We start from the raw sequence: 23648 nt of genomic DNA on the forward strand, positions 1-23648 counted from the left end.
ACCAGGCGGAGCTGACCGAGTGGCTCGCCCGCTTTCGCCAGGCAATGAGCCTCCTGCCGGATGGCGTCGTCATCATGGACGACGTGCTGTTTCTAGAGTGGTGCAACCCGGCGGTGGAAAAACATCTTGGCCTGCATCTCGACCGTGACAAGGGCAGGCGGGTCACCAACCTCGTCCGCAGTCCCGAGTTCATGGACTACATCATCCTCGGCAGATATGATCAGCCGCTGACGCTGAGTTTCCGCGAACGCAAGCTGATCGTCCACATCATTCCATTCGAAAACCGCCGCCAGATTCTCGTCACGCACGACGCGACAGAGTCCCAGCGCATCGAAATGATGCGGCGGGATTTCATCGCCAACGCATCCCATGAACTGCGCACGCCACTGACCGTCATCAACGGTTTTCTTGAGATCGCGGCAAGCCAGCCGAATCTCGATCCGCAAACCAGGATGGCCCACCTGAAGCTGATGGCCGAGCAGGGGCAGCGCATGCAGAACCTGGTGGAGGACATGCTGGCGCTGACACGGTTGGAATCGATCGAGTATCCGTTGCGGCCGGAGCGGGTAGGCATCGCCGCATTGCTGGAGCAGGTGCATCAGGAGGGGATGGCGCTCTCTGCCGGCAAGCACCGGATCAGCCTCACTGTGGACGGTCCTGACATCAAGGGAAGCACTGAGGAACTGCGTAGCGCTTTCGGTAACTTAGTGTCAAATGCGGTTCGCTACACGCCAGAGAATGGCAGCATTGACATTATTTGGCAGAACGCCGCATCGGGTCCGCAGTTCGTCGTGCGTGATACCGGCATCGGCATCCGGCAGGAGCATATTTCCAGACTGACGGAGCGTTTCTACCGGGTGGACAAGAGCCGGTCAAGGGAAACCCAGGGAACGGGACTTGGACTGGCAATCGTCAAGCATGTGCTGATCCGCCATGACGCCGTGCTGGCCATTGAATCCCAGCCGGGAAAGGGCAGCACCTTCACGGTCAGGTTTCCGAAGGAATCGGTTTGCTGAAAATGCCGGGAGAGCGATTCTCCCGGCATGGCCGCAACTTCCGGTTTTACTTATAACCGACTCGGTCGAGGATCCGCTGTGCCGTGATCTGGTTCTTCCCGATCGTCGCAATCGATATATTCTCCGCCTTGAACTTGCCGAGCGATTCCAGTTCCGGATTGGTGGCTGTCGCGCTCTTTACTACCGGCCATTCGTTGTTGCCGTTAGCGAAGTAGCCTTGCGCTTCGTCACTGGCCAGATACTCCAGAAATTTAACCGCGGCTTCACGATGCGGCGCGTTCTTTGCGACGCCACCGCCGGAAATGTTCATATGCGCGCCGGTGGTTTTCTGGTTAGGCCAGATGAGTCCCACCTTGCTGATCAATGCCTTGTCTTCGGGCTTATTCGAGCGCAGCAACCGGACATAGTAGTAGGTATTGGTCAGCGCGACGCCGCATTCACCTGAAGCGACGCCCTTGATTTGGTCGGTATCGCCGCCACGAGGAGGGCGGGCGAAATTCGTGACCATGCCTTGCGCCCACTTCTCCGTTGCCGCTTCGCCGTTATGCTCGATCAGGGAGCCGATCAGCGATAGCATGTATGGATGGGAGCCAGAGCGCGTACATACCTTTCCCTTGTTCTTCGGGTCGGCCAGCGACTCGTAAGTCGCTACATCCTCCGGCTTCACGGTTTCCTTGTTGTACACAATCACCCGACCGCGAGTGGAGAAGCCGTACCATTCGGCGCCATTGCCATCGTCCTTGCCACGCAGGTTGTCCGGAATGCGGCTGTCGAGCACCTTCGATTTGACCGGCTGGAACATGCCTTCGATCTGGGCGCGCCACAATCGTGCGGCGTCCACCATCAGGATGACGTCGGCCGGGCTGTTCTTCCCTTCATTGCGAAGACGCTCCAGCAGAGGATTGTCTTCCGCCTCGATCCGATTAATCTTGATTCCGGTTTTCTTGGTGAAGTTGGAATAGAGCTGCTCATCCGTCTGGTAATGACGGGACGAGTACAGATTCAGAACATTTTCCTGGGAATGTGCGGAAGAGGCAGCGGCCACGGCGAATGCCATGCCCAGCATCTTGACGAGTGTCGGCTTCATACGGCTCCTTGATGAGAATGATTTTCAATCATGCAAGTATAACTGGTTTGTAAATCTAAATCATTCTCATTGGGGTCTGGCGCTCGTTCCTTCAAGTAAAATCGCGGCTGTTTTATCGGCTGCTTTTTCCGCCATTCAAGTAATGTGAAGTTCGTCTTGTGAAAGTTTCTATGTCCGCTGTTCGACCTCTTGTTTCCGGCCTTTTCCTCATGCTTTCCTTGCTCGCCGGTTGCGCGAGCAAACCGGCATCACCGATCATCCCTGTGGTTCAACCCGCTTCTCCGCGCCCCGTGAAAATCGGACTAGCTCTCGGCGGCGGCGCAGCCCGGGGATTTGCGCATATCGGCGTGATCAAGGCGTTGGAATCGCAAGGCATCGTGCCGGATATTGTTGTCGGAACCAGCGCGGGAAGTCTGGTGGGGGCACTCTACGCCGCCGGTAACAACGGCTTCGCATTGCACAAGATGGCGCTGGAAATCGACGAGGCGGCGATTTCCGATTGGTCGGTCCCGCTTTTTGCGACAGCGACCGGTGTATTGAAAGGGGAGGCGCTCCAATCCTATGTCAATCGGATGGTTGGCAATGTGCCGCTTGACAAGCTAAAAATGCCGTTCGGCGCCGTCGCCACCGATCTTCAAAGCGGTCAACCGATTCTTTTCCAGCGTGGCAATACCGGTGCGGCAGTTCGGGCTTCGTCGGCTGTGCCCGGCGTTTTTCAGCCGGTGAAAGTGGGCGACAACCTGTATGTCGACGGCGGTCTGGTGTCGCCGGTGCCGGTCCGTTTCGCGCGCCAGATGGGCGCCGATTTTGTCATTGCCGTCAACATATCCGCGCAACCAGGCGGACAGCCGTCAGCAAATACCCTTGATGTCCTGCTGCAGACTTTTGCCATCATGGGTCAAAGCATCAATCAGTACGAATTGAGAGAGGCGGACATTGTGATTCAGCCCAAACTGAACGGCATGAAGAGCAATGATTTTCAAGGCCGGAACCTGGCGATTCTGGCTGGTGAGCAGGCTGCCTCCGCGCTGATGCCGGACCTGCAGCGCAAACTGAAAGCAAAACGGGAACAGTAGAGAAAACAGACCAGAGGCTGGTACGGCGTCGAGATGTTATTTTTCTTCCGGGCGAAGAATGCGGCGTGCACCGTCAAAGCGCTTTTTCCAGTAGCCGACTTCCATGTTTTCGATGCGAACCTGCCCACCGCTGGACGGCGCATGCACGAATTTGTTGTCGCCAAGGTAAATGCCAACATGCGAGAAGCCGCGCCTGAGCGTGTTGTAAAACACTAAATCCCCCGGTTGCAGATCCTGCTTGTCGACCTGCTGTCCGACACGGCTGATTTCCTCGGACGTGCGGGGCAATTGCGTTCCCCAAACTTCCCTGAATACATACCGTACCAAGCCGCTGCAATCCAGTCCGCTTTCCGGAGCATTTCCCCCGTACTTGTACCGGATTCCGATCAGGCTCATCGCGTGCATCGTCAGTTCGGATGCCCGGTTTTTCAAATCATGAAGCTTAGCGATGGCGATCGTGCCGATTTCTTCGGGATCGTACTCGACAGCATTAGCGGCTACGGGCGCAAACAATGCCGCAGCGATCGCCAAGGAGCGAAGGAAATGGGTTGGCTGGATGAAACGGCAAGATATTGTCATTTTTGAATTGTTGATGCAGTGTAACGTTTGCAATGTAAGTGAATCGAGTAAAGCTGTCAAAATCTATTGCGTACAGGTATGCTTGCTGGAAACAAAATTTCATTTTCCTCCCTTGGAATGACAATACTTTCGTCGACAGATTTACCGGCCAAGCCCCGTGTGCTGATCGCAGATGATTCGCGCATCGTGCGCGCGTCGTTAATCAAGCACATTGAAGGCATGTTCGACTTCCGAGAAGCGCTCGACGGGGAGCAGGCATGGGAGACGCTGCTAATCGATCCGAGTATTCGGGTAGTGATAACAGACCTGACGATGCCCAAGCTCGATGGCTATGGCCTGCTGCAGCGGATCCGCAATTCCAAGATAAGCCGCATCAGGAGCATTCCTGTTGTCGTGGTGTCCGGTAGTGACGAGAGAGAGGAACGAGATCGCGCGAAAGCGGCCGGGGCGACCGACCTGATCACCAAAGGGATTGGGACCGCGCAATTGCTGTCCCGCCTTGATATTCTGTCCAAGCTTGTCAATACCCAGCATGATTTCGAGCGAAGCCTGGAATCGCTCGCACGTGTCAATGCTTCCGACGCCGCGTTGCCTGTGTCGTCGATCGATGCAGTACTTCAGCAAGCCAATACGATGCTGGAAACGGCTTTCAAGAACGGCAAGAACTTTGTCATCCTGAACGTGAGCGTCGGTTTTAAGCACAGCAATCTGGAGGGTGCCGCGACGGTACCGCCACAAAGCGTGATTGATGCAATCGGACAGGTTCTGCAACGGACTGTGCGTGAGACCGATCGCGTGGCCAGGACCAATGAGGCGGAATTCACGCTCATCACAGGCAGTATCAACTTTGATTCCGCGCATCTGTTCGCAGAACGCGTGTGCCGTGCCATCGCCGGAGCCAATATGGTCAAGGATAGCCCGATGGCCTTGATCGCCAGTTGCGGTGTGGGCACACTTGCGGATCATGAGGGCGACCGTAGTGTAACGGCTCAATTTCTTCTCGAAACGGCGCGGCGCAGGGCGGCAATGGGTATGGCGCATGCAGTGACTGGGGTAGTCGGCAAGGATGAGGAGGCCGCGCTTTTGAACAATACCTACCGACCGCCAACTGCGAATGCTTCTTCGCCGGAAAACGCCGCGCCCGCCACGCCTGATCTTGCGACACTATTGCAGTGGATTAAGGAGGGGAAGCGTGAGCAGGTATTGCCATACATCGGAACCCTGTCGGCTGAACTTCAGCCGCTGGTTGATTTGGTGTTGAAGAAAGGCTAGATGCACGGCATACATCGCTGTCGTACAATCCAGCCTTCTACCTAAGGACATCGAATGCTAACCAAACAAATTCTCAGTCTCGACGACGTAAAGAAAATCGCTGCCGCTTCCGAAGCTGAAGCCAAAGCGAATAATTGGGCGGTAACCATATCCGTAGTGGACGACGGAGGGAATTTGCTCTGGTTGCAGCGCCTTGACGGTGCGGCGCCCATTTCCGCAGATATTGCTCCCGCCAAGGCGAGAACGGCAGCTCTGGGACGGCGCGAAACCAAGATTTACGAAGATATGATCAATACAGGGCGCTTCTCCTTTATCACCGCGCCTCGGCTTGAGGGCATGCTTGAAGGAGGTGTGCCCATCATGATCAATGGCCAATGTCTTGGTGCGGTCGGTGTTTCAGGAGTGAAATCTTCGGAAGATGTACAAATTGCCAAGGCAGGCATAGCGGCTTTGAGTGTTTAAAAGGCTGAAGTGGGTCGCTGCAATGGCGACTTCGCAACGCGGCAAACCTGTTGCCAGGATTGCCGCGAAGTCTGTTCTCGGCTATACTCTCGTGGTTTATCTAATTTAGTCCGCCGTAGCGCATACCCCTTCCATTTCGTCCCAAAAAGACTCACCACAGCAAGGCGCAAGCCCGTTGGTTGACGTTCGTTCTGGCGCGGCGCAGCGGCGGTAACCACATCAGGAGTTACCCTTGCTGCCCTTTTTTCCTGGCCACACAGTTCCGGCCATCCTTGCGCTTGCAGACGGGTCGATTTTCCAGGGATTTTCAATCGGCGCACCCGGCCATACGATCGGCGAGGTGGTGTTCAATACCGCCATGACCGGTTACCAGGAAATTCTGACCGATCCAAGCTACAGCCGTCAAATCGTTACACTTACCTATCCCCATATCGGCAATGTCGGCGTCAACGATGAAGATGCCGAAGCCGACCGCATCCATGCCGCCGGTTTGATCATCAAGGATTTGCCGCTGACAACATCAAATTTCCGGTCGAAGCAAACTCTATCCGATTACCTGAAAGCCGAGAAGATTGTTGGCATCGCAGGCATTGATACCCGCAAGCTGACGCGCATCCTGCGTGAAAAAGGCGCCCAGAATGGCGCTATTCTCGCCGGCGAGGCAAACGCTGAAAAAGCGCTTGCACTGGCGAAGTCGTTTCCTGGACTTGCCGGCATGGACCTGGCCAAGGTGGTGTCGACCAAGACGCCTTATGTCTGGACCGAAGCCGAATGGAAGCTCGGCACGGGCTTCAGCCAGCAAACCAAACCGAAATATCATGTCGTGGCGTTCGACTACGGCGTCAAGCGCAACATCCTGCGCATGCTCGCGGAGCGCGGCTGCAAGATCACCGTGCTGCCTGCGCAATCCACCGCTGCAGATGCACTGGCGCTGAAGCCGGACGGAATTTTCCTTGCCAACGGTCCCGGGGATCCCGAGCCGTGCGACTACGCCATCGAGGCATCGAAGGAACTGATCGAGCGCGGCATTCCGACTTTCGGCATTTGCCTTGGCCACCAAATCATGGCGCTGGCTTCCGGCGCAAAAACGCTCAAGATGAAATTTGGCCACCATGGCGCCAATCATCCTGTGCAGGATGTTCAATCCAAACAAGTCATCATCACCTCGCAGAATCACGGCTTCGCCGTGGATGAGGCATCGCTGCCGTCGAATTGCCGGGTTACGCACGTTTCGCTTTTCGATGGTTCGCTGCAAGGGTTTGAGCGCACCGACAAACCGGCATTCTGCTTCCAGGGTCATCCGGAAGCGTCGCCTGGCCCAACGGATGTCGCTCCCCTGTTTGATCGCTTTATAAAACTCATGCAAAACGCAACCCAAAAGGCGGCGACGGAGAAACAGAAAAATGCCTAAGCGCACAGACATAAAAAGCATACTGATCATTGGCGCCGGCCCCATCATCATCGGGCAGGCTGCCGAGTTCGATTATTCAGGCGCACAGGCATGCAAGGCACTGCGGCAGGAAGGCTATCGCGTCATCCTGATCAACAGCAACCCGGCCACGATCATGACCGATCCGGAGATGGCTGATGTGACTTACATCGAGCCGATTACCTGGCAGGCAGTCGAGCGGATTCTTGCCAAGGAACGCCCGGATGCGATCCTGCCGACGATGGGTGGCCAGACCGCGTTGAACTGCGCCCTCGATCTGCACAACCATGGCGTACTCAAGCAATACGGCTGCGAGCTGATCGGTGCATCGCCGGAGGCGATCGACAAGGCGGAAGACCGCTCCAAGTTCAAGGAAGCGATGACCAAAATCGGTCTCGGTTCCGCACGTTCGGGCGTATCGCACACCATGGAAGAGTCATGGGCGGTGCAGAAGGAACTCGGCTTTCCGGTCATCATCCGTCCATCATTCACCATGGGCGGCACCGGCGGCGGGATCGCCTACAACGCGGAAGAATTCGAAACCATCTGCAAGCGCGGACTTGAAGCGTCGCCGACGTCGGAGTTGCTGATCGAGGAATCGCTGATCGGCTGGAAAGAATTCGAAATGGAAGTTGTCCGCGACAAGAAGGACAACTGCATCATCGTCTGCTCGATCGAAAACCTCGACCCGATGGGTGTGCACACCGGCGACTCGATCACCGTCGCGCCGGCACAGACGCTGACCGACAAGGAATACCAGATCATGCGCAACGCGTCGCTTGCGGTGCTTCGCGAAATCGGTGTCGATACCGGCGGCTCCAACGTCCAGTTCGCCATAAATCCGGCGGACGGCCGCATGATCGTGATCGAAATGAATCCGCGCGTATCGCGCTCGTCTGCGCTTGCATCCAAGGCGACCGGCTTTCCGATCGCCAAGGTGGCTGCCAAGCTTGCCGTCGGGTTCACGCTCGACGAACTGCGCAACGAGATTACTGGCGGTGCGACCCCGGCTTCGTTCGAGCCCAGCATCGATTATGTCGTCACCAAGATCCCAAGATTCGCGTTCGAAAAATTTCCCGCAGCAGACAGTCACCTCACGACCCAGATGAAGTCCGTGGGCGAAGTGATGGCCATGGGACGCACTTTCCAGGAATCGTTCCAGAAAGCGCTGCGCGGCCTGGAAGTCGGCGTCGACGGCATGAATGAAAAGACCACCGACCGGGAAACGATCGAGGAAGAGCTGGGCGAGCCCGGGCCGGAGCGTATCTGGTACGTGGGCGACGCATTTGCGCAGGGTTTTTCGCTGGAAGAGGTTCATCAGCTGACGCACATCGATCCGTGGTTCCTCGTCCAAATCAAGGAAATCGTCGATATCGAATTGTGGCTTGAAAAGCAGACGCTGGATTCAATCGACCGCGACACGCTTTTCCGGTTGAAGCAGAAAGGATTTGCCGATCGCCGGCTTGCCAAGCTGCTGAAGACCACCGACAAGGCAGTACGTGAAAGGCGCCGCGAGCTGAATGTGCGCCCGGTCTACAAACGCGTCGACACGTGCGCCGCCGAGTTCGCTACCCGTACCGCATACATGTACTCGACGTATGACGAAGAATGCGAATCCCAGCCGAGCGACCGTAAGAAGATCATGGTTCTGGGCGGCGGACCGAACCGGATCGGGCAAGGTATCGAGTTCGACTATTGCTGTGTGCACGCGGCACTTGCGATGCGTGAGGATGGTTACGAGACCATCATGGTGAACTGCAACCCCGAAACGGTCTCGACCGATTACGACACTTCCGACCGTCTCTACTTCGAACCAGTCACATTGGAAGATGTGCTTGAGATCGTCGACAAGGAAAAGCCGGTCGGCGTGATCGTGCAGTACGGTGGACAGACGCCGCTTAAGTTGGCTCTCGACCTGGAAGCCAACGGCGTGCCCATCGTCGGTACATCGCCTGACATGATCGACGCGGCGGAAGACCGCGAGCGGTTCCAGAAATTGTTGCATGATCTCGGCCTGCGCCAGCCGCCGAATCGTACAGCGCGCACGGAGGAAGATGCATTGCGCCTTGCACAGGAAATCGGTTATCCGCTGGTTGTGCGGCCGTCCTACGTGCTGGGTGGACGCGCAATGGAAATCGTCCATGAGCAGCGGGATCTTGAGCGCTACATGCGTGAAGCAGTGAAGGTTTCCAATGACTCGCCGGTGCTGCTCGACCGTTTCCTCAACGATGCGATCGAAGTCGACGTCGACTGCCTGTCGGACGGTCAGCGCACTTTCATCGGCGGTGTGATGGAGCACATCGAGCAGGCCGGCGTTCACTCCGGGGATTCCGCTTGTTCGTTGCCGCCGTACTCCTTGTCCAAGGAAACGATCGACGAACTGAAACGCCAGACTTCGCTGATGGCCAAGGGTCTGAACGTGGTCGGCTTGATGAACGTGCAGTTTGCGATTCAACAGCAGGAAATCGATGGCGTAACTCAGGACGTTGTCTTCGTGCTGGAAGTGAATCCACGCGCGTCACGTACCGTGCCTTACGTTTCCAAGGCGACCGGCCTGCAGCTCGCCAAGATTGCCGCCCGTTGCATGGTCGGTCAATCGCTCGACGCTCAAGGGATCAAGAACGAGGTCGTTCCATCCTATTACAGCGTAAAGGAAGCGGTTTTCCCATTCGTCAAATTCCCGGGTGTCGATACCATCCTCGGACCCGAGATGAAATCGACCGGCGAAGTGATGGGCGTTGGCAAAACCTTCGGCGAAGCGTTCGTGAAGTCACAATTGGGTGCCGGCGTCAAATTGCCGAAATCCGGCAAGGTATTCCTGAGCGTGAAGAACAGCGACAAGCCTCGGGCTGTGCAGGTGGCGAAGGACCTCGTGGAGATCGGCTTTTCCGTGGTGGCGACCAAGGGAACTGCAGCTGCGATCAGCGCGGCAGGTATTCCCGTCACGACAGTCAACAAAGTTGCTGAAGGCCGGCCTCACGTAGTGGACATGATCAAGAACAATGAAGTCGCACTGGTCATCAATACCGTGGAGGAAAAGCGTTCCGCAATCGCGGATTCCCGCGCAATCCGTACTTCTGCTCTGGCTGCGCGCGCAGTGACTTACACGACGATCGCCGGCGCCGAAGCGGCGGTCGAAGGCATGCGGCATCTTGATGAATTGCATGTCTATGATTTACAAGGTCTGCATAACACCTTAAACTAATCCGACAGTCAACCATAGCCACAGAGGTCACAGGGGGTGCCGGTTTCCGGTGCCGTTTTGTGGCCTCTGTGGTTTTCATTTTGCAGATAAAAAACATGGGTACAGTTCCTATTACCAAGCATGGCGCAGAGCTGATGAAAGCAGAGTTGCACCGTTTGAAAACCAAAGATCGCCCAGCGGTGATCAACGCCATATCCGAAGCCCGCGCGCAGGGAGACTTGTCCGAGAATGCCGAGTATGACGCAGCCAAGGAACGTCAAAGCTTTATTGAAGGACGTATTGCGGATCTGGAGGGTAAGCTGAGTGCTGCCCAGATCATCGATCCGGCGATGCTCGATGCGGAGGGGCGCGTCGTTTTCGCGTCGACCGTCCATCTTGAAGACCTCGAGACAGGGCAAAAGGTTACTTACCAGATCGTGGGCGAAGATGAAGCGGATCTGAAAGAAAAGAAGGTTTCGATCACTTCGCCGATAGCCCGTGCGCTGATCGGAAAATATGCGGGCGATGTCATCGAAGTACAGGCGCCGTCCGGCATTCGGGAATATGAAGTGCTCGAAGTCCTGTACATTTGATTGAGTATGCTCGCGGCACGCATCCGTTCAATCATCGTGACGTTATGGGTTGGCAGCCTGTGGACGATCGGTTATATGGTTGCGCCGACGCTTTTTGCGACGCTGACGGACAGGGCTCTGGCAGGGACAATCGCAGGCAGCCTGTTCCGGATCGAGGCATGGCTGTCGGTCGCATGCGCGTTGGCACTGTTGCTGTTGTTCAAGCTGAAAAGTGCTGACACACCAGATGATCGGAATGGCCGCGTGCGGACGAAACTGGTCATTTGCATGCTCGCCTGTACATTGATCGGCTACTTCGGGCTGCAACCCTTCATGGCCGAATTGCGGCAATCCGTTTTGCCTGGAGAGGTGATGAGTGGAGATGCTCGGACGCGATTCGCTTTGTTACACGGAATTTCCAGCGCGATTTACCTGGTGCAGAGCTTGCTCGGCGTTGTACTTGTAGTAAATACAAGATAACGCCGAGTGCCGATATTTACCGGGTGCGTCCCAGGGAAGATTTTTTGATGCTCGATTGACGAGGTTTGGCTCGTTTGATGTTACCGCCAGCGGTCACCCGTTCATTGCCTTTAAGAATGACTTTTGTGACGGTCGGCTTTTTGGTGCCGCTCGGACTTGGCTTGACGATGGTTACTTCACGCAAGCCTTTGCCGCGTTTTTCGTTGCGTCCCTTGACCTCTTCCTTCTTGGGTCGGTACATCACCAGCAATTTACCGATGTGTTGTACGGGCGCAGCGCCGAGTTTCTCGCAGATGTTTTCATACATCTCAATACGGGCGTCACGGTCGTCGCCAAATACGCGTACTTTGATCAAACCGTGCGCATTCAAGCTGGCATCGATTTCTTTTAGTACGGATGGTGTCAGGCCGGCTTCGCCGATCATCACCACAGGATTGAGCCCATGCGCCTCGGAACGCAGTTCGCTGCGTTCGGCGGGAGATAGTTTTAGCATTTTTATGAAGTGTCTCGGACAATGGGAGCCAGGATTGGCTCCGTCCGGATGAAAAGAAAGCGTCTATTTTACGCCAATGGCAAAGAACAAATTAAATAAAAACTGGTTGCATGACCATGTCAACGATCCTTACGTGAAGCTCGCGCAGAAGGAGGGGTACCGCGCGAGGGCGGTCTACAAGCTCAAGGAAATCGATGAAGCAGAAAGGCTGGTCAAACCCGGGCAGGTAATTGTCGACCTCGGTTGTACGCCGGGAAGCTGGTCGCAGTATGTGCGGAACAAACTCGCCGGCAAGGAGGGAGGGGGCGTACATGGGACGATCATTGGACTGGATATGCTCCCCATGGATCCGATCGCCGATGTACATTTCATCCAGGGTGATTTTCGGGAGGACTCTGTCCTGAATCAAGTGGAAGAGGTGCTGGAAGGGCGAAAAGTCGATCTGGTCCTGTCCGATATGGCACCCAACCTGTCAGGTGTGGCGGTGACGGACGCGGCCAGGGTCGAACATATCATCGAACTGGCGCTTGAATTTGCGCGCGCGCACCTGAAACCTTCCGGGGCCTTGCTCGTCAAATGTTTTAATGGTCCCGGCTATACACAGCTTGTAGAAAAATTCCGGGAAGAGTTCAAAAACGTGTCCTCCAAGAAACCCAAGGCCAGCCGGGATAAGTCCTCGGAAATCTTTTTATTGGGCAAAACGCTCAAAAACCCCTCTTGATTACCCGCAAATACCGTACAAACCCTTGTCTTTCAAGGGTTTTGCCGCATATGCAGCCTAGCAAGCGCTGATTATTGCAGGTAGAATTAATTTTACAAGCTATATCAATATGGGCGTGTCAGCGTCTAAGGAGTTCTAGTGAACAATATGTTTTCCAAAGCCGCCATATGGGTGGTTATTGCCCTGGTGCTTTTCACCGTCTTCAAGCAGTTCGACGGACGTACCCTGGCCGGCGGTGCTACCTCCGTTCCCTATTCGGACTTCCTGGACGAAGTCAAGTCCAAGCGCATCAAGGAAGCAACCATCGAAGACCGTACCATCGTCGCGACGACCCAGGACGGCAAGCGCATCAAGACCGCAGTCACCTACCTCGACAGGGGACTGATCGGCGATTTGATTAATAACGGCGTCAAGTTCGACGTCAAGCAACCAGAAGAACAATCATTCCTTTCCCAGGTATTCATTTCCTGGTTCCCGATGCTGCTGCTGATCGGTGTATGGGTGTTTTTCATGCGGCAGATGCAGGGGGGCGGAAAAGGCGGCGCCTTCTCCTTCGGGCGGTCTAAAGCGCGCATGCTCGACGAGGCCAACAATACGGTTACGTTTGCCGATGTGGCCGGTTGCGATGAGGCCAAGGAAGAAGTGCAGGAACTGGTCGACTTCCTGCGCGACCCGACCAAATTCCAGAAGCTGGGCGGCCGTATTCCACGAGGCGTGCTGATGGTCGGCCCTCCGGGTACCGGTAAGACTCTGCTGGCACGCGCGATCGCCGGCGAAGCGAAAGTGCCGTTTTTCACTATCTCCGGTTCGGATTTCGTGGAGATGTTTGTCGGTGTCGGTGCTTCCCGTGTACGCGACATGTTCGAAAATGCCAAAAAGCATTCCCCATGCATCATCTTCATCGACGAGATCGATGCCGTTGGCCGTCATCGCGGTGCCGGCATGGGCGGTGGAAATGACGAGCGCGAGCAGACGCTGAATCAGCTCCTCGTTGAAATGGATGGCTTCGAGGCCAATTCCGGTGTCATCGTCATTGCGGCGACCAACCGCGCCGACGTGCTGGACAAGGCATTGCTGCGTCCCGGTCGTTTCGACCGCCAGGTCATGGTTGGTCTGCCCGATATCCGCGGCCGTGAGCAAATCCTTTATGTCCATATGCGTAAGGTCCCGATTGCACCAGATGTCAAAGCCGACATTTTGGCGCGGGGCACCCCGGGATTCTCCGGAGCCGATCTGGCGAACCTGGTGAACGAGGCGGCATTGTTTGCGGCACGACGCAACAAGCGACTCGTTGAAATGCAGGATTTCGAAGATGCGAAAGACAAGATCGTCATGGGTCCCGAGCGGAAATCGGCGGTCATGCGGGAAGAGGAGCGTCGCAATACTGCATTCCACGAATCAGGGCATGCAGTGGTGGCGAAGCTGCTTCCGAAAGCCGATCCTGTCCACAAGGTCACGATCATGCCGCGCGGTTTCGCACTTGGCCTGACATGGCAGCTTCCCGAGCATGACCGCGTCAATATGTACAAGGACAAGATGCTGGAGGAAATCGCGATTCTGTTTGCAGGCCGTATCGCGGAAGAGATTTTCATGCATCAGATGTCAACCGGCGCATCGAACGACTTTGAGCGTGCCACCAAGCTGGCCCGCGCAATGGTGACGCGTTACGGTATGTCGGAAACGCTTGGCACCATGGTCTACGAGGATACTGAACAGGACGCTTATTTCGGTCGCATGTCCTCAAAAACCGTGTCCGAAGCGACTCAGCAAAAAGTGGATACGGAAATCCGTTCCATTCTGGATGCGCAATACGCGTTGTCCCGCCGTCTGCTGGAGGAAAATCAGGATAAAGTCGAGATCATGGCGCATGCATTGCTCGAGTGGGAAACGCTTGATGCAGAGCAGATCGACGACATCATGGCAGGCCATCAGCCGCGTCCGCCGAAGGCCGGCGTACCGGCCCGCAAATCGCCAACCGACAACGCGTCGGGCGGCGTGTCGCCGAACGCGACAGCACCGGCATAAACTGCGCCGATGGTGTAACGCCAGATGTATCCAGGAAGGGTGAGGAGTGATCCTCACCCTTTTTGTTTGTAGATTATCCCGGCCATGACCCAACAATACTTTCAATGCGGCCGCTTTCGTTTTGCGATGAACGGCGCCAATGCCCGACCACTCGTCATGGGCATACTCAATATAACTCCCGACTCGTTTTCGGACGGTGGTCAATTCCATTCCCTCGACTCGGCTTTGTCGCACGCCGAGCAGATGCTTGCGGATGGCGTTGATATCATCGATATCGGCGGCGAATCCAGCCGTCCCGGGGCACAACCGCTGTCGCTGGAAGAAGAACTGGAAAGGGTGCTGCCTGTCGTTTATGCGCTAAGGGACTGCGGCAAGCCTTTGTCGGTCGATACCTGCAAGCCCGTGGTCATGGCCGAAGCACTGGAGGCCGGTGCGGACATGATCAATGACATTTATGGCTTCAGGGCAAATGATGCGTTGCGAGTCGTCAAAGAGAGCGATTGCGCGCTATGTATCATGCATATGCTGCGTGATCCTTCCACGATGCAGGACAAACCTCAATATCAGGATGTCGTCGCCGAGGTGACCGCATTTTTGCGGGAGCGCGTCGAGGCGGCGCGCGCCAACGGCATCGCGGATGAGCGAATGTGCGTGGACCCCGGCTTTGGGTTTGGTAAAGCGATGGTGCATAATCTGGCGCTGCTGAAAAACATTAGTCAAATGCAAATCGATCTTGGGATGCCGCTGTTGGCCGGCCTGTCCCGAAAGTCGATGATTGGCACCATTACCGGCAAGCCGGTCGATCAGCGGGTCGCCGGAAGCGTTGCGGCGGCTTTGTTCGCGGCGACCCAAGGGGCCCGGATAATCAGGGTGCATGACGTGGCCGAGACCGTGGATGCATTGAAAGTGTGGCAGGCAGCCACCCAATATCAACCTGGATAAATCATGACAAGAAAATACTTTGGAACCGATGGCGTGCGCGGGCGCGTTGGTGAGGCACCGATTACGCCGGATTTTGTGATGCGACTCGGGTTCGCCGCCGGCAAGGTGCTGGCGCAGGGTGATACGGTCGCAGGCCGACCGACGGTACTGATCGGCAAGGACACGCGCATCTCCGGTTACATGCTGGAAGCGGCGCTGGAGGCGGGATTTGCGGCTGCCGGGGTCGATGTGATGCTGGCGGGCCCCATGCCGACCCCTGCGATCGCCTATCTGACGCGGGCCCTGCGATTATCGGCGGGCGTGGTTATCTCCGCATCGCATAATCCATATCAGGATAATGGCATCAAATTTTTTGATGCATCGGGCAACAAGCTGCCGGACGCGGTGGAGGCAGCGATCGAGGCGGCGCTCGATGCGCCTATCGAGTGCGTGTCATCGGAAAAACTGGGCAAGGCCAAACGCCTCTTCGACGCGCAGGGCAGGTACATCGAATTTTGCAAAAGCACATTCCCCACCGAGCTCGATTTACGCGGACTGAAGATCGTCGTCGACTGCGCACATGGTGCCGCTTATCACATCGCCCCGGATGTCTTTCATGAGCTGGGTGCCGAGGTGGTCGCGATCGGCAACCAGCCGAACGGCCTGAATATCAACGACGGAGTCGGTGCGACCGTCCCAACGAACCTGTCCGCCGCAGTGAAGGAGCACAATGCCGATCTTGGCATCGCGCTCGACGGCGATGCGGATCGGCTGCTGATGGTCGACAATACCGGACGTGCCTATAACGGCGATGAGCTGTTGTATGTAATGGTTAAGGATAGGATGAATACCGTGCCGGTCCAGGGCGCGGTAGGCACCTTGATGACGAACATGGCGCTGGAAGTCGCATTCAAGCAAATGGGCGTCGGCTTCGCCCGCGCCAAAGTAGGGGACCGCTATGTCCTCGAAGTACTGCAGCAGAAGGGTTGGCTGATCGGCGGCGAAGGCTCCGGGCACCTGTTATTCCTCGACAAGCACACGACGGGCGACGGTATCGTATCGGCCCTGCAAGTGCTGTCTGCCTTGAAGCGCAGCGGCAAGACGCTGGCGCAATGCACTGAAGACATCACGCTCTATCCACAGTGCCTGATCAATGTCAAGGTCGCACCTGGCTTCGACTGGCAGAAGAACGAAGCGCTGCAGACCGAAAAGGAGATCGTGGAGTCCGAACTCGGCGACCACGGCAGGGTGCTCATACGCGCCTCCGGTACGGAGCCTCTGATCCGCGTGATGGTGGAGGCAAAGAATGCCGAGACCGCTGACAAGATGGCACGCCGTATCGCCGGGAAGATCACTGCCTGACGCCGGCTCCATGGATGCAAGTTGAAAGCGCCGCTCCCTGTTCGCGCGGGTGTCAGCCCTAGCTATATATGGCTGCCGGATGGTCCTTGGAGCACGGTGCTTTCCTTTTTGGTGGACCGTTTTCCGGATGTGGGCGAGGCCACCTGGCTGGAACGCATGCGTAAGGAAGAAGTCCGGGATGGCGCAGGAACGCGGCTGGTTCCGGACAGCCCCTTTCGCAGGGGCGCATGCGTTTTCTACTACCGCGAACTGCATCAGGAAACGCCCATCCCCTTCGCGGAGAAGATCCTCCATTTGGATGAGCACATCCTGGTGGCCGACAAACCGCACTTCCTGCCGGTCATCCCATCGGGTCGGTTTTTACACGAAACCTTATTGGTCCGCTTGAAGCGAAGTACCGGACTTGATCATCTGACGCCAATTCATCGGATAGACAGGGAAACCGCAGGCATTGTGGTCTTCTCCTGTGATCCTGCAACCCGCGGACAGTTTCAATCGTTATTTCAGAGGCGCGAAGTCGGCAAGGTCTATGAGGCGCTCGCTCCATATGCCGGCAATCTCGAATTTCCGCTGATGTACCGCAGTCGGATGGTGGACGGCACGCCGTTCTTTCGCATGACAGAGTCCGACGGCGAGCCGAACTCGGAAACCCTGATCGACATTATGGAGAGACGAGGCGAAGTCGCGTTGTATCGACTTCGTCCTTTCACCGGAAGAAAACACCAGCTGCGCGTGCATCTTGCAGCTTTGGGAATTCCGATTTTGAATGACGGATTCTATCCGGATGCGCAACCCTGCAAGGCCGATGACATGTCGTCGCCACTCAAACTGCTTGCGCGATCAATATCCTTTCGGGACCCGATTTCCGGACAGGATCGGTATTTTGAGAGCGAACGGACTCTGGTTTGATAGCGAAATATATTGATAATAAGCAGCGCACCGAAACAGAATCAATTGACCTGAACGCCTTGGTCCGGTATGATCGCCCTTCTCGGAGTGTGGCGCAGCCCGGTAGCGCACCTGGTTTGGGACCAGGGGGTCCAAGGTTCGAATCCTTGTACTCCGACCAATATTTGCAGTAGTCAAAAGGGTTTAAGAGATTTCAATCTCTTAAACCCTTTTTCTTTTGGTGCTGTAGTCGTATCTCACGCCCTTCAATTCGACATGGCGAGATAGGTTTGAATAGAACCCTTTATGCCATTGATAGTGCGCGTTGAAAGAATGATTTCAGGCAGCACGTACCGCGAAGTCAGTTGATTAAAAACAGTGCCTTTCCACCTTGGTGGCCTATGCTGACCATAGCAACGCGTAGTCTCCTAGGAAGGACTGTGCTTTTGACCCACACCCTCACGGCTTGTGGGTTTTCTTTTGACAACGGTCTCCGCACGCACCCGAATACTGCCGTTCGCCCACAGACAAATCATTTGCAGGCTTTTTAACTTGATGTGGGCGGAATGATTACATCGACGCAGGGGCGATCAGAATCTCCAATGGCTATAGCTAGACTCCCATAGGATTTTTACTGCGCAAGGCTGACTTTTTTGGGGCAGCACATCTAGCCTTATATCGGTCGAGAAGTTATCCACCCCATTGCCTCAAATTTGATCAAATGAAATTTTGTTCTTCAAATCATGGGGTTATAGACTTATCCCTATCTTTCCTGCAGTTTATCCACATGTTTATGCAGCATGGCTGTGGATAGCTTGAGTGGGGTCAGGGCATTGCACAGTTTGCATACCTCTATTGGCTTGACTTATCGGCTGTTCCTCGCAGATGAATAGGAGTCAAGATCAAGCGATATCAAGCTGGCACAAAATCTTCTTCAACCCAAGCTGTTGAAGTTACTAATCGATAGTGCAGGTGATTGGTTGAAACGATGCGGTAATAAGGGTAATATCCCGCGGCGAGCGAACCGATGCACACGCATCGTTTTTCGTTCGATGACTGCCCATAGCTCAGCTGGATAGAGCAACGGCCTTCTAAGCCGTAGGTCACAGGTTCGACTCCTGTTGGGCAGGCCACTCTTCTGTTTCGGACTCTTCATCGAGATGCAGTTCATTCACTTCCGGACCGATCTGGATCTCCGCCATCAGCAATTCTCCTTCTGAAATCTTTGCCCCCGAAGCGATATCGATGTAAAGGCTGAATCACTTCAATCACCATACGCAGTTATGCGACTGGTCGTTTATAGTCTGGCAAAAGACTGGCTTTAATGTTGCAGCCCTTGCCACAGAGCCAAAAAAAATGTTGGTGGAATCTTTTCTGGCCGGAACAAATGCCGAGATTCACCGGTCTAGGCGACTTCTATGACCTTTTAGGGAAACGTAATGACGCCAGCATTGCAACGCCATGACGAGTTGGGCGCCGAGTTGGATGCGCTCCGAAATCTTGAACAAGCGGTTCGTGCTTGCGGACTGCCTTCCATCATGGTGTCCGGTCAACGTCAGCTGGACAGCCTTGCGGCGGCATTGAAGCAGGTGGTCGACGCAAGGAATATGCAGTCGTCGGCTTCTGCTGCGGTTGAACACGGATAGCTGAAGCAAAGGCCGCTTGCGCGGCAGACATTGCAAATGTGATTCAGGTGCCTTCGAGCCTGGACTTGCTGTCGCACTCCATCATGAACTGCTCTGCTAGACGGCTGGCCTTGAGCTTTGCCTTGTGCGCGGATTTGCCGGTGGCGGATGCGGCGTCTTGATCGGCCCACTTTGACCGCATCGCGAGGGTTTTGCATTTCCTCTCTCTGGCCGCGCTGGCATGTGCCGTGCGGCGGTGTTCCTTCTCTTCCTGAGCTTCAAGCTTGCGCTTCTCGGCATCGATGCGCCTGAGCGTAGCTTTATCCCGCCTTGCTTGATCCTTGGCCGACTGGGCGTCCGGCGGCGGCGCACTGTCAACATCCAGCTTGCGGCCATTGGGGCAGGGCGCGTCGCTGTAGCCGATCTTTCCGCCTGATTCGCATTTGTAGATTGCAAGTGCGGGGGCCGATGCCGCGATGAAAACGGAAAACAATAACGTGCGCAGCAGCATGCCGCCTCCCTCGAAGTTCAACTATTGATGTTCTTGCTTGAAGCGGTTGCTAGACGACCTTGCCCGGGTTCATGATCCCCAGCGGGTCGAGCGCATTTTTCACCGATTGCATCAACGCCATCTCGACGTCCGACTTATAGCGGCGTACTTCCTCGCGCTTCAGGGCGCCGAGTCCGTGTTCGGCGGAAATCGATCCGCCGAAGCTGTCAACGCTGTCATGCACGACCAGATTGATCGCATCCTGGCGGGCGATGAATTCATCGTCGGAACCATTTTCAGGCGGCGACACGTTGTAGTGCAGGTTGCCGTCGCCGAGATGGCCGAATGTCACCAGGCGGCATCCCGGGAAAGCCTGCTGCAGCGCGACATCGGTCTTGCGGATGAAGTCGCCGATGCGGGAAATCGGCACCGAAATGTCGTGCTTGATGTTCTTGCCTTCTTCCGCCTGGGCGAGCGGGATGTGTTCGCGCAGATTCCACAACGCCTTCGACTGGGCAATCGACGATGCGACAACTGCATCCTGAATCACGTCTCCCTCCAGGGCATCGGCAATGACTGCTTCCAATGCCTGATTCGCATGGTCTTCCGATTCATTGTCCGATAATTCAAGCAGTGCATACTGTGCATGAGGCTCGGCGAACGGCAGGCGCATCTGCGGAAAATGCTTGGCTACCAGTTGGAGGCAGAAATCCGACATCAACTCAAAAGCGGTCAGGGTCGCACCGCATCGCGCCTGCGCCAGATTCAGGAGCTTCAGCGCATCGTCCGGCGTACGCATCGCCGCAAGCGCGGTCAGCTGGGCTTTGGGTTGAGGGAAGAGTTTGAGGACTGCGGCGGTGATGATGCCCAGCGTGCCTTCGGCGCCGATGAACAAGTCCCGCAAATCGTAGCCGGTGTTGTCCTTGCGCAGGCCCCGCAGACCGCTCCATACCTCGCCCTGCGCAGTCACCACTTCCAGGCCGAGACAGAGTTCGCGCATGTTGCCGTAGCGAAGAACCGCGGTGCCGCCCGCGTTGGTCGCCAGATTGCCGCCGATCGTGCAACTGCCTTCGGCCGCCAGCGACAGCGGGAAAAGGCGTCCCGCTTCCGATGCGACGTTCTGTATCTGTTCGAGAATGCACCCGGATTCCACCGTCATGGTGTTGTTGATCGTATCAACCGCCCGCACCCTATTCAAGCGATTGAGGGACAGCACGATCGCATTGCCGCTGGTGTCCGGCACGCTGCCGAGAACCAGGCCGGTATTGCCGCCCTGGGGCACGATCGGCACCCGGAACTGATTGCACAGGCGCACGATGGCCGCGACTTCTTCAGTGGACGCTGGTTTCACCACTGCGAGGGCGCGTCCGGTAAAGCGGCGGCGCCAGTCGGTCAGGTAACCCGCGGTATCGGCCGCCTCGGTCAGGACATGGGCCGTGCCGATCGCATTACGGCATTGATCGAGAAATTCATTCATTGACGAGTTCGATTATTTGGATGCTTTTTGAATGACTTGCTGCGCCAGCTTTTTCGCTTCCTGTTTGTAGGGCCGCAAGAACAGGATGCAGCAAAAGAAAAACACACATACCAGTGCCGCCTCTATCCACCCTAGCGTAGCCGACAATCCCGGATCGCTCGCTCCCCGCACGATACCTTCGGTGAGGTAGAGCAGAATCAGCATGGAAGACCATTGCATCGTGTAAAGGTCGCGCTTCAACACGCCGCGCAGCGGCAACAGCAGGGGTATCACTTTCAGTACCAGCCAGGAGCCGCCCGGCCGCAGGGGCGCGAGTACCAGCTCCCAGGCAACACAAAGCGCGATCAGTGCGATCAGGCTACTGACGGTGCCTATATAAAAGACCTTGTGCAGCGGATTTTGTTGCATTAGTTGCCTCGTAACTTGATGGCCGATTCTGCCAGGCGCTTGCCCAAAGCGATCGCGAGCGTCCTGGTATCTTCCGACATCGGCTGGTTGCCATTCACGCCCGACCAATGACTGGCACCATACGGGGTGCCGCCGCTGGCGGTGGACATGAGAGCAGGGTGGGTATAGGGCAATCCCATCACCAGCATGCCGTGATGGAACAATGGAATCATCATCGACAGCAGTGTCGATTCCTGGCCGCCGTGCAGGCTACCAGTGGAGGTGAAAACGCAGGCCGGCTTCCCCGCCAGCGCGCCGGACAGCCACTGGCTGCTCGTGCCGTCCCAGAAATACTTCATGGGCGCCGCCATATTGCCGAACCGGGTTGGCGAGCCGAGCGCAAGCCCGGCGCATTGTTCAAGATCCTTTAATTCGACATATGGCGCGCCTTCCTTCGGCACCTCCGGCTCGGTCGCCTCGGTCACCGTGGATACCGCGGGCACCGTGCGCAGGCGGGCATCGCACCCGGGCACGCTTTCAACGCCTTGCGCGATGAAGTCCGCTAATTTGCGGGTGGAACCGTGGCGGGAATAATATAGGACAAGGATGGTTGGGGAACTTGGATTCATGCTTGGTATTATAGGGCGCTTTGACCGGCCATTATCGCCTTACCAATCCATGTTGGACCGTCCGAATGCCAAGCGAATGGGTTTTCTGAATCTGCCTATACTGCGCCAGGTGCCGTGGGATCAGGCGCGCGATCTGCTGCGTTTCGCGCGCCGTCGCCTGGACGAGGAGCGTTTGCCGCAGGTCGCCGGCAGCCTGACCTTTACCACCGTGCTGGCGCTGGTGCCGATGCTGACGATCGCGCTCGCCATCTTCACCACTTTTCCGCTCTTCAATGCCTTCCGTGCATCGCTGGAAGGGTATTTCATCCAGAGCCTGATGCCGAAGACGATCGCCAATACGATTCTCGGCAATCTCAGCCAGTTCGCTACCAAGGCAACCCGGCTCTCGGCCATCGGTGCCATTGCGCTGGTTCTGACGGCGGTCGCCATGCTGCTGACGATCGATCGCGCATTCAACCAGATATGGCGTGTCAAGAATTCGCGGCCGCTCGCACAACGGCTGGTGGTGTATTGGGCGGTGATGACCCTGGGCCCGCTGCTGATCGGTATTTCGATCAGCGTGACGTCGTCGCTGTTCACGGTCACCAATGGTGTTGTCAAGCAAACGACGCTCATGGGCAGCTTCTTCTATTCAACGTTATCCATCCTGCTGACCACGGTTGCATTCTCCCTGCTGTACATCGCTGTGCCAAACCGGGGCGTCGACTGGCGCGATGCGGCATGCGGCGGACTGCTGGCGGCCACCGCGTTTGAGATCGCGAAGCGCATCTTCGCTGTATTCATCTCGAAGTTCCCGACCTATACCGTCATATACGGTGCGCTGGCCGCGATGCCGATATTTCTGCTATGGGTCTATGTCTCATGGCTGATCATTCTGCTGGGCGCGGTCTTTGCCGCTGCATTGCCGGTGGTGAAATTCGAGCGGTGGTGGCATGTGCCTAAGCCAGGAGGCGCATTCATGGACGCGATGGCGATCCTGAAGGTTCTCCATGACGCCCGGGAGCGCGGCGGTTCCGCAGCGGTGGATGCGCCCACGCTTCGGCAGACCACCCGGCTCGGATTCGATGAATCGGAAAGTCTCCTGGAAAAAATGCTGGAAGCCGGATGGGTAGGCCGTGTGAAAGCAGCCGCGCCGAAACGCGTGCCGTGGGGCCGGCGCGTAGGCGAGGGGCTGGATCAATGGAGTTTGTTGGCGAATCCGCATCAACTGCGGGTCGCCGATGTGTACCGGCTATTCGTGTTCAATCCGTCCGGCAATCCGCTTCTTGCCGAACGGGTTGAAAGCGTGATCGAGCAGGGCTTGAGCCAGCCACTGGCTGGCTACTTCAGCAGACGCGCATAAGGCGCCGTTAAAATGACGCCTGACCGGTCAGCATCTGCCAGTACATCACCCAATCGCCCATGAATGAATACACCGGATGCTTGAACGTCATCGGCTGGTTCTTCTCGAATGCAAAATGCCCGATCCAGGCG

Annotated in this window: 23 protein-coding genes and 2 tRNA genes; 17 read left to right on the forward strand and 8 right to left on the reverse strand. The window is 56.4% G+C overall.

The genetic code is table 11. The features are described 5' to 3' along the window. Positions 1 to 1016: phosphate regulon sensor histidine kinase PhoR (gene phoR, locus VGU61_RS09750; protein WP_326858923.1), on the forward strand; the 1016-nt coding region annotated here is incomplete at its 5' end. Between the two features lie 46 nt (positions 1017 to 1062). On the opposite strand, the gene VGU61_RS09755 is transcribed toward phoR, so the two are convergent. Continuing rightward, positions 1063 to 2103, reverse strand: coding sequence for a Fe(3+) ABC transporter substrate-binding protein (locus tag VGU61_RS09755; protein ID WP_326858924.1), 1041 nt, complete (start codon positions 2101 to 2103; stop codon positions 1063 to 1065). Positions 2104 to 2312: 209 nt separating this feature from the next. On the opposite strand from VGU61_RS09755, the gene VGU61_RS09760 reads away from it, so the two are divergent. Beyond that, entirely contained in the window at positions 2313 to 3179 is an 867-nt protein-coding gene (locus VGU61_RS09760) for a patatin-like phospholipase family protein (protein WP_326858925.1), read from the forward strand. A gap of 36 nt (positions 3180 to 3215) precedes the next feature. On the opposite strand, the gene VGU61_RS09765 is transcribed toward VGU61_RS09760, so the two are convergent. Then, positions 3216 to 3758 carry a C40 family peptidase gene (locus tag VGU61_RS09765; protein ID WP_326858926.1) on the reverse strand — a complete coding sequence of 181 codons (543 nt, stop codon included), beginning with the start codon at positions 3756 to 3758 and terminating at the stop codon, positions 3216 to 3218. Positions 3759 to 3875: 117 nt separating this feature from the next. On the opposite strand from VGU61_RS09765, the gene VGU61_RS09770 reads away from it, so the two are divergent. The 6 genes from VGU61_RS09770 (at position 3876) to VGU61_RS09795 (ending at position 11157) form a co-directional block, all read left to right on the forward strand. After that, entirely contained in the window at positions 3876 to 5030 is a 1155-nt protein-coding gene (locus tag VGU61_RS09770; RefSeq protein ID WP_326858927.1) for a GGDEF domain-containing response regulator, read from the forward strand. 54 nt (positions 5031 to 5084) lie between these two features. Next, positions 5085 to 5492, forward strand: coding sequence for a heme-binding protein (locus VGU61_RS09775; RefSeq protein ID WP_326858928.1), 408 nt, complete (start codon positions 5085 to 5087; stop codon positions 5490 to 5492). Positions 5493 to 5724: 232 nt separating this feature from the next. Further along, positions 5725 to 6903, forward strand: coding sequence for a glutamine-hydrolyzing carbamoyl-phosphate synthase small subunit (carA, locus tag VGU61_RS09780; RefSeq protein ID WP_326858929.1), 1179 nt, complete (start codon positions 5725 to 5727; stop codon positions 6901 to 6903). Beyond that, positions 6896 to 10126: a carbamoyl-phosphate synthase large subunit gene (gene carB, locus VGU61_RS09785; RefSeq protein ID WP_326858930.1), complete on the forward strand. Its 3231-nt coding sequence runs from the start codon at positions 6896 to 6898 to the stop codon at positions 10124 to 10126. The genes carA and carB overlap by 8 nt, the downstream gene beginning before the upstream one ends. 95 nt (positions 10127 to 10221) lie before the next feature. Next, the gene (gene greA, locus VGU61_RS09790; RefSeq protein ID WP_326858943.1) at positions 10222 to 10698 is read left to right on the forward strand and encodes a transcription elongation factor GreA; all 477 of its coding nucleotides are present in this window, start codon (positions 10222 to 10224) and stop codon (positions 10696 to 10698) included. A 6-nt stretch (positions 10699 to 10704) separates the two neighbouring features. Next, positions 10705 to 11157, forward strand: coding sequence for a DUF4149 domain-containing protein (locus tag VGU61_RS09795; protein WP_326858944.1), 453 nt, complete (start codon positions 10705 to 10707; stop codon positions 11155 to 11157). 16 nt (positions 11158 to 11173) lie between these two features. Here VGU61_RS09795 and yhbY read toward each other — a convergent pair whose 3' ends face one another. Further along, complete coding sequence (gene yhbY / locus VGU61_RS09800) at positions 11174 to 11650, reverse strand: ribosome assembly RNA-binding protein YhbY (protein WP_326858931.1); 477 nt, start codon at positions 11648 to 11650, stop codon at positions 11174 to 11176. A gap of 76 nt (positions 11651 to 11726) precedes the next feature. On the opposite strand from yhbY, the gene VGU61_RS09805 reads away from it, so the two are divergent. From VGU61_RS09805 to VGU61_RS09840, 8 genes are all read left to right on the forward strand, one after another. Then, positions 11727 to 12371 (forward strand): RlmE family RNA methyltransferase, encoded by a 645-nt coding sequence (locus tag VGU61_RS09805; RefSeq protein WP_326858932.1) that lies wholly within the window; start codon positions 11727 to 11729, stop codon positions 12369 to 12371. Between the two features lie 138 nt (positions 12372 to 12509). Further along, complete coding sequence (gene ftsH, locus VGU61_RS09810; RefSeq protein ID WP_326858933.1) at positions 12510 to 14396, forward strand: ATP-dependent zinc metalloprotease FtsH; 1887 nt, start codon at positions 12510 to 12512, stop codon at positions 14394 to 14396. An 84-nt stretch (positions 14397 to 14480) separates the two neighbouring features. Continuing rightward, positions 14481 to 15338 (forward strand): dihydropteroate synthase, encoded by an 858-nt coding sequence (folP, locus tag VGU61_RS09815; RefSeq protein WP_326858934.1) that lies wholly within the window; start codon positions 14481 to 14483, stop codon positions 15336 to 15338. Between the two features lie 3 nt (positions 15339 to 15341). Further along, positions 15342 to 16679, forward strand: coding sequence for a phosphoglucosamine mutase (glmM, locus tag VGU61_RS09820; RefSeq protein ID WP_326858935.1), 1338 nt, complete (start codon positions 15342 to 15344; stop codon positions 16677 to 16679). 21 nt (positions 16680 to 16700) lie between these two features. Then, complete coding sequence (locus VGU61_RS09825; RefSeq protein ID WP_326858936.1) at positions 16701 to 17588, forward strand: pseudouridine synthase; 888 nt, start codon at positions 16701 to 16703, stop codon at positions 17586 to 17588. Between the two features lie 83 nt (positions 17589 to 17671). Beyond that, a tRNA-Pro gene (locus VGU61_RS09830) sits at positions 17672 to 17748 on the forward strand. An 875-nt stretch (positions 17749 to 18623) separates the two neighbouring features. After that, a tRNA-Arg gene (locus tag VGU61_RS09835) sits at positions 18624 to 18700 on the forward strand. Positions 18701 to 19006: 306 nt separating this feature from the next. After that, positions 19007 to 19213, forward strand: a complete 207-nt coding sequence (locus VGU61_RS09840; protein ID WP_326858937.1) for a hypothetical protein — start codon at positions 19007 to 19009, stop codon at positions 19211 to 19213. Positions 19214 to 19256: 43 nt separating this feature from the next. Here the strand turns inward: VGU61_RS09840 and VGU61_RS09845 are convergent, their stop codons facing one another. The 4 genes from VGU61_RS09845 to wrbA are packed head-to-tail and all read right to left on the reverse strand — an operon-like array spanning position 19257 to position 22175. After that, a complete protein-coding gene (locus VGU61_RS09845; RefSeq protein WP_326858938.1) occupies positions 19257 to 19703 on the reverse strand; it encodes a DUF4124 domain-containing protein in 447 nt (148 codons plus the stop codon). Between the two features lie 49 nt (positions 19704 to 19752). Next, positions 19753 to 21159 carry an FAD-binding oxidoreductase gene (locus VGU61_RS09850; RefSeq protein ID WP_326858939.1) on the reverse strand — a complete coding sequence of 469 codons (1407 nt, stop codon included), beginning with the start codon at positions 21157 to 21159 and terminating at the stop codon, positions 19753 to 19755. 12 nt (positions 21160 to 21171) lie between these two features. After that, positions 21172 to 21567 carry a DUF2069 domain-containing protein gene (locus VGU61_RS09855; RefSeq protein ID WP_326858940.1) on the reverse strand — a complete coding sequence of 132 codons (396 nt, stop codon included), beginning with the start codon at positions 21565 to 21567 and terminating at the stop codon, positions 21172 to 21174. Further along, positions 21567 to 22175: an NAD(P)H:quinone oxidoreductase gene (gene wrbA, locus VGU61_RS09860; protein WP_326858941.1), complete on the reverse strand. Its 609-nt coding sequence runs from the start codon at positions 22173 to 22175 to the stop codon at positions 21567 to 21569. The genes VGU61_RS09855 and wrbA overlap by 1 nt, the downstream gene beginning before the upstream one ends. Before the next feature lie 49 nt (positions 22176 to 22224). On the opposite strand from wrbA, the gene VGU61_RS09865 reads away from it, so the two are divergent. After that, a complete protein-coding gene (locus tag VGU61_RS09865) occupies positions 22225 to 23517 on the forward strand; it encodes a YihY family inner membrane protein (protein ID WP_326858942.1) in 1293 nt (430 codons plus the stop codon). A gap of 7 nt (positions 23518 to 23524) precedes the next feature. Here VGU61_RS09865 and VGU61_RS09870 read toward each other — a convergent pair. After that, the coding region (locus tag VGU61_RS09870; RefSeq protein ID WP_326858945.1) for a DUF962 domain-containing protein at positions 23525 to 23648 on the reverse strand (124 nt) is incomplete at its 5' end.

It is taken from the genome of Noviherbaspirillum sp. (assembly GCF_035944575.1).
Taxonomy (GTDB): domain Bacteria; phylum Pseudomonadota; class Gammaproteobacteria; order Burkholderiales; family Burkholderiaceae_D; genus Noviherbaspirillum.

Bases quoted from the DNA above. Each gene is read 5' to 3' on its own strand.
- VGU61_RS09755 (WP_326858924.1), bottom strand. From the start codon at position 2,103: ATGAAGCCGACACTCGTCAAGATGCTGGGCATGGCATTCGCCGTGGCC.
- VGU61_RS09760 (WP_326858925.1), top strand. From the start codon at position 2,313: ATGCTTTCCTTGCTCGCCGGTTGCGCGAGCAAACCGGCATCACCGATC.
- VGU61_RS09765 (WP_326858926.1), bottom strand. From the start codon at position 3,758: ATGACAATATCTTGCCGTTTCATCCAGCCAACCCATTTCCTTCGCTCC.
- VGU61_RS09770 (WP_326858927.1), top strand. From the start codon at position 3,876: ATGACAATACTTTCGTCGACAGATTTACCGGCCAAGCCCCGTGTGCTG.
- VGU61_RS09775 (WP_326858928.1), top strand. From the start codon at position 5,085: ATGCTAACCAAACAAATTCTCAGTCTCGACGACGTAAAGAAAATCGCT.
- carB (WP_326858930.1), top strand. From the start codon at position 6,896: ATGCCTAAGCGCACAGACATAAAAAGCATACTGATCATTGGCGCCGGC.
- greA (WP_326858943.1), top strand. From the start codon at position 10,222: ATGGGTACAGTTCCTATTACCAAGCATGGCGCAGAGCTGATGAAAGCA.
- VGU61_RS09795 (WP_326858944.1), top strand. From the start codon at position 10,705: ATGCTCGCGGCACGCATCCGTTCAATCATCGTGACGTTATGGGTTGGC.
- yhbY (WP_326858931.1), bottom strand. From the start codon at position 11,650: ATGCTAAAACTATCTCCCGCCGAACGCAGCGAACTGCGTTCCGAGGCG.
- VGU61_RS09805 (WP_326858932.1), top strand. From the start codon at position 11,727: ATGGCAAAGAACAAATTAAATAAAAACTGGTTGCATGACCATGTCAAC.
- folP (WP_326858934.1), top strand. From the start codon at position 14,481: ATGACCCAACAATACTTTCAATGCGGCCGCTTTCGTTTTGCGATGAAC.
- glmM (WP_326858935.1), top strand. From the start codon at position 15,342: ATGACAAGAAAATACTTTGGAACCGATGGCGTGCGCGGGCGCGTTGGT.
- VGU61_RS09840 (WP_326858937.1), top strand. From the start codon at position 19,007: ATGACGCCAGCATTGCAACGCCATGACGAGTTGGGCGCCGAGTTGGAT.
- VGU61_RS09845 (WP_326858938.1), bottom strand. From the start codon at position 19,703: ATGCTGCTGCGCACGTTATTGTTTTCCGTTTTCATCGCGGCATCGGCC.
- VGU61_RS09850 (WP_326858939.1), bottom strand. From the start codon at position 21,159: ATGAATGAATTTCTCGATCAATGCCGTAATGCGATCGGCACGGCCCAT.
- VGU61_RS09855 (WP_326858940.1), bottom strand. From the start codon at position 21,567: ATGCAACAAAATCCGCTGCACAAGGTCTTTTATATAGGCACCGTCAGT.
- wrbA (WP_326858941.1), bottom strand. From the start codon at position 22,175: ATGAATCCAAGTTCCCCAACCATCCTTGTCCTATATTATTCCCGCCAC.
- VGU61_RS09865 (WP_326858942.1), top strand. From the start codon at position 22,225: ATGTTGGACCGTCCGAATGCCAAGCGAATGGGTTTTCTGAATCTGCCT.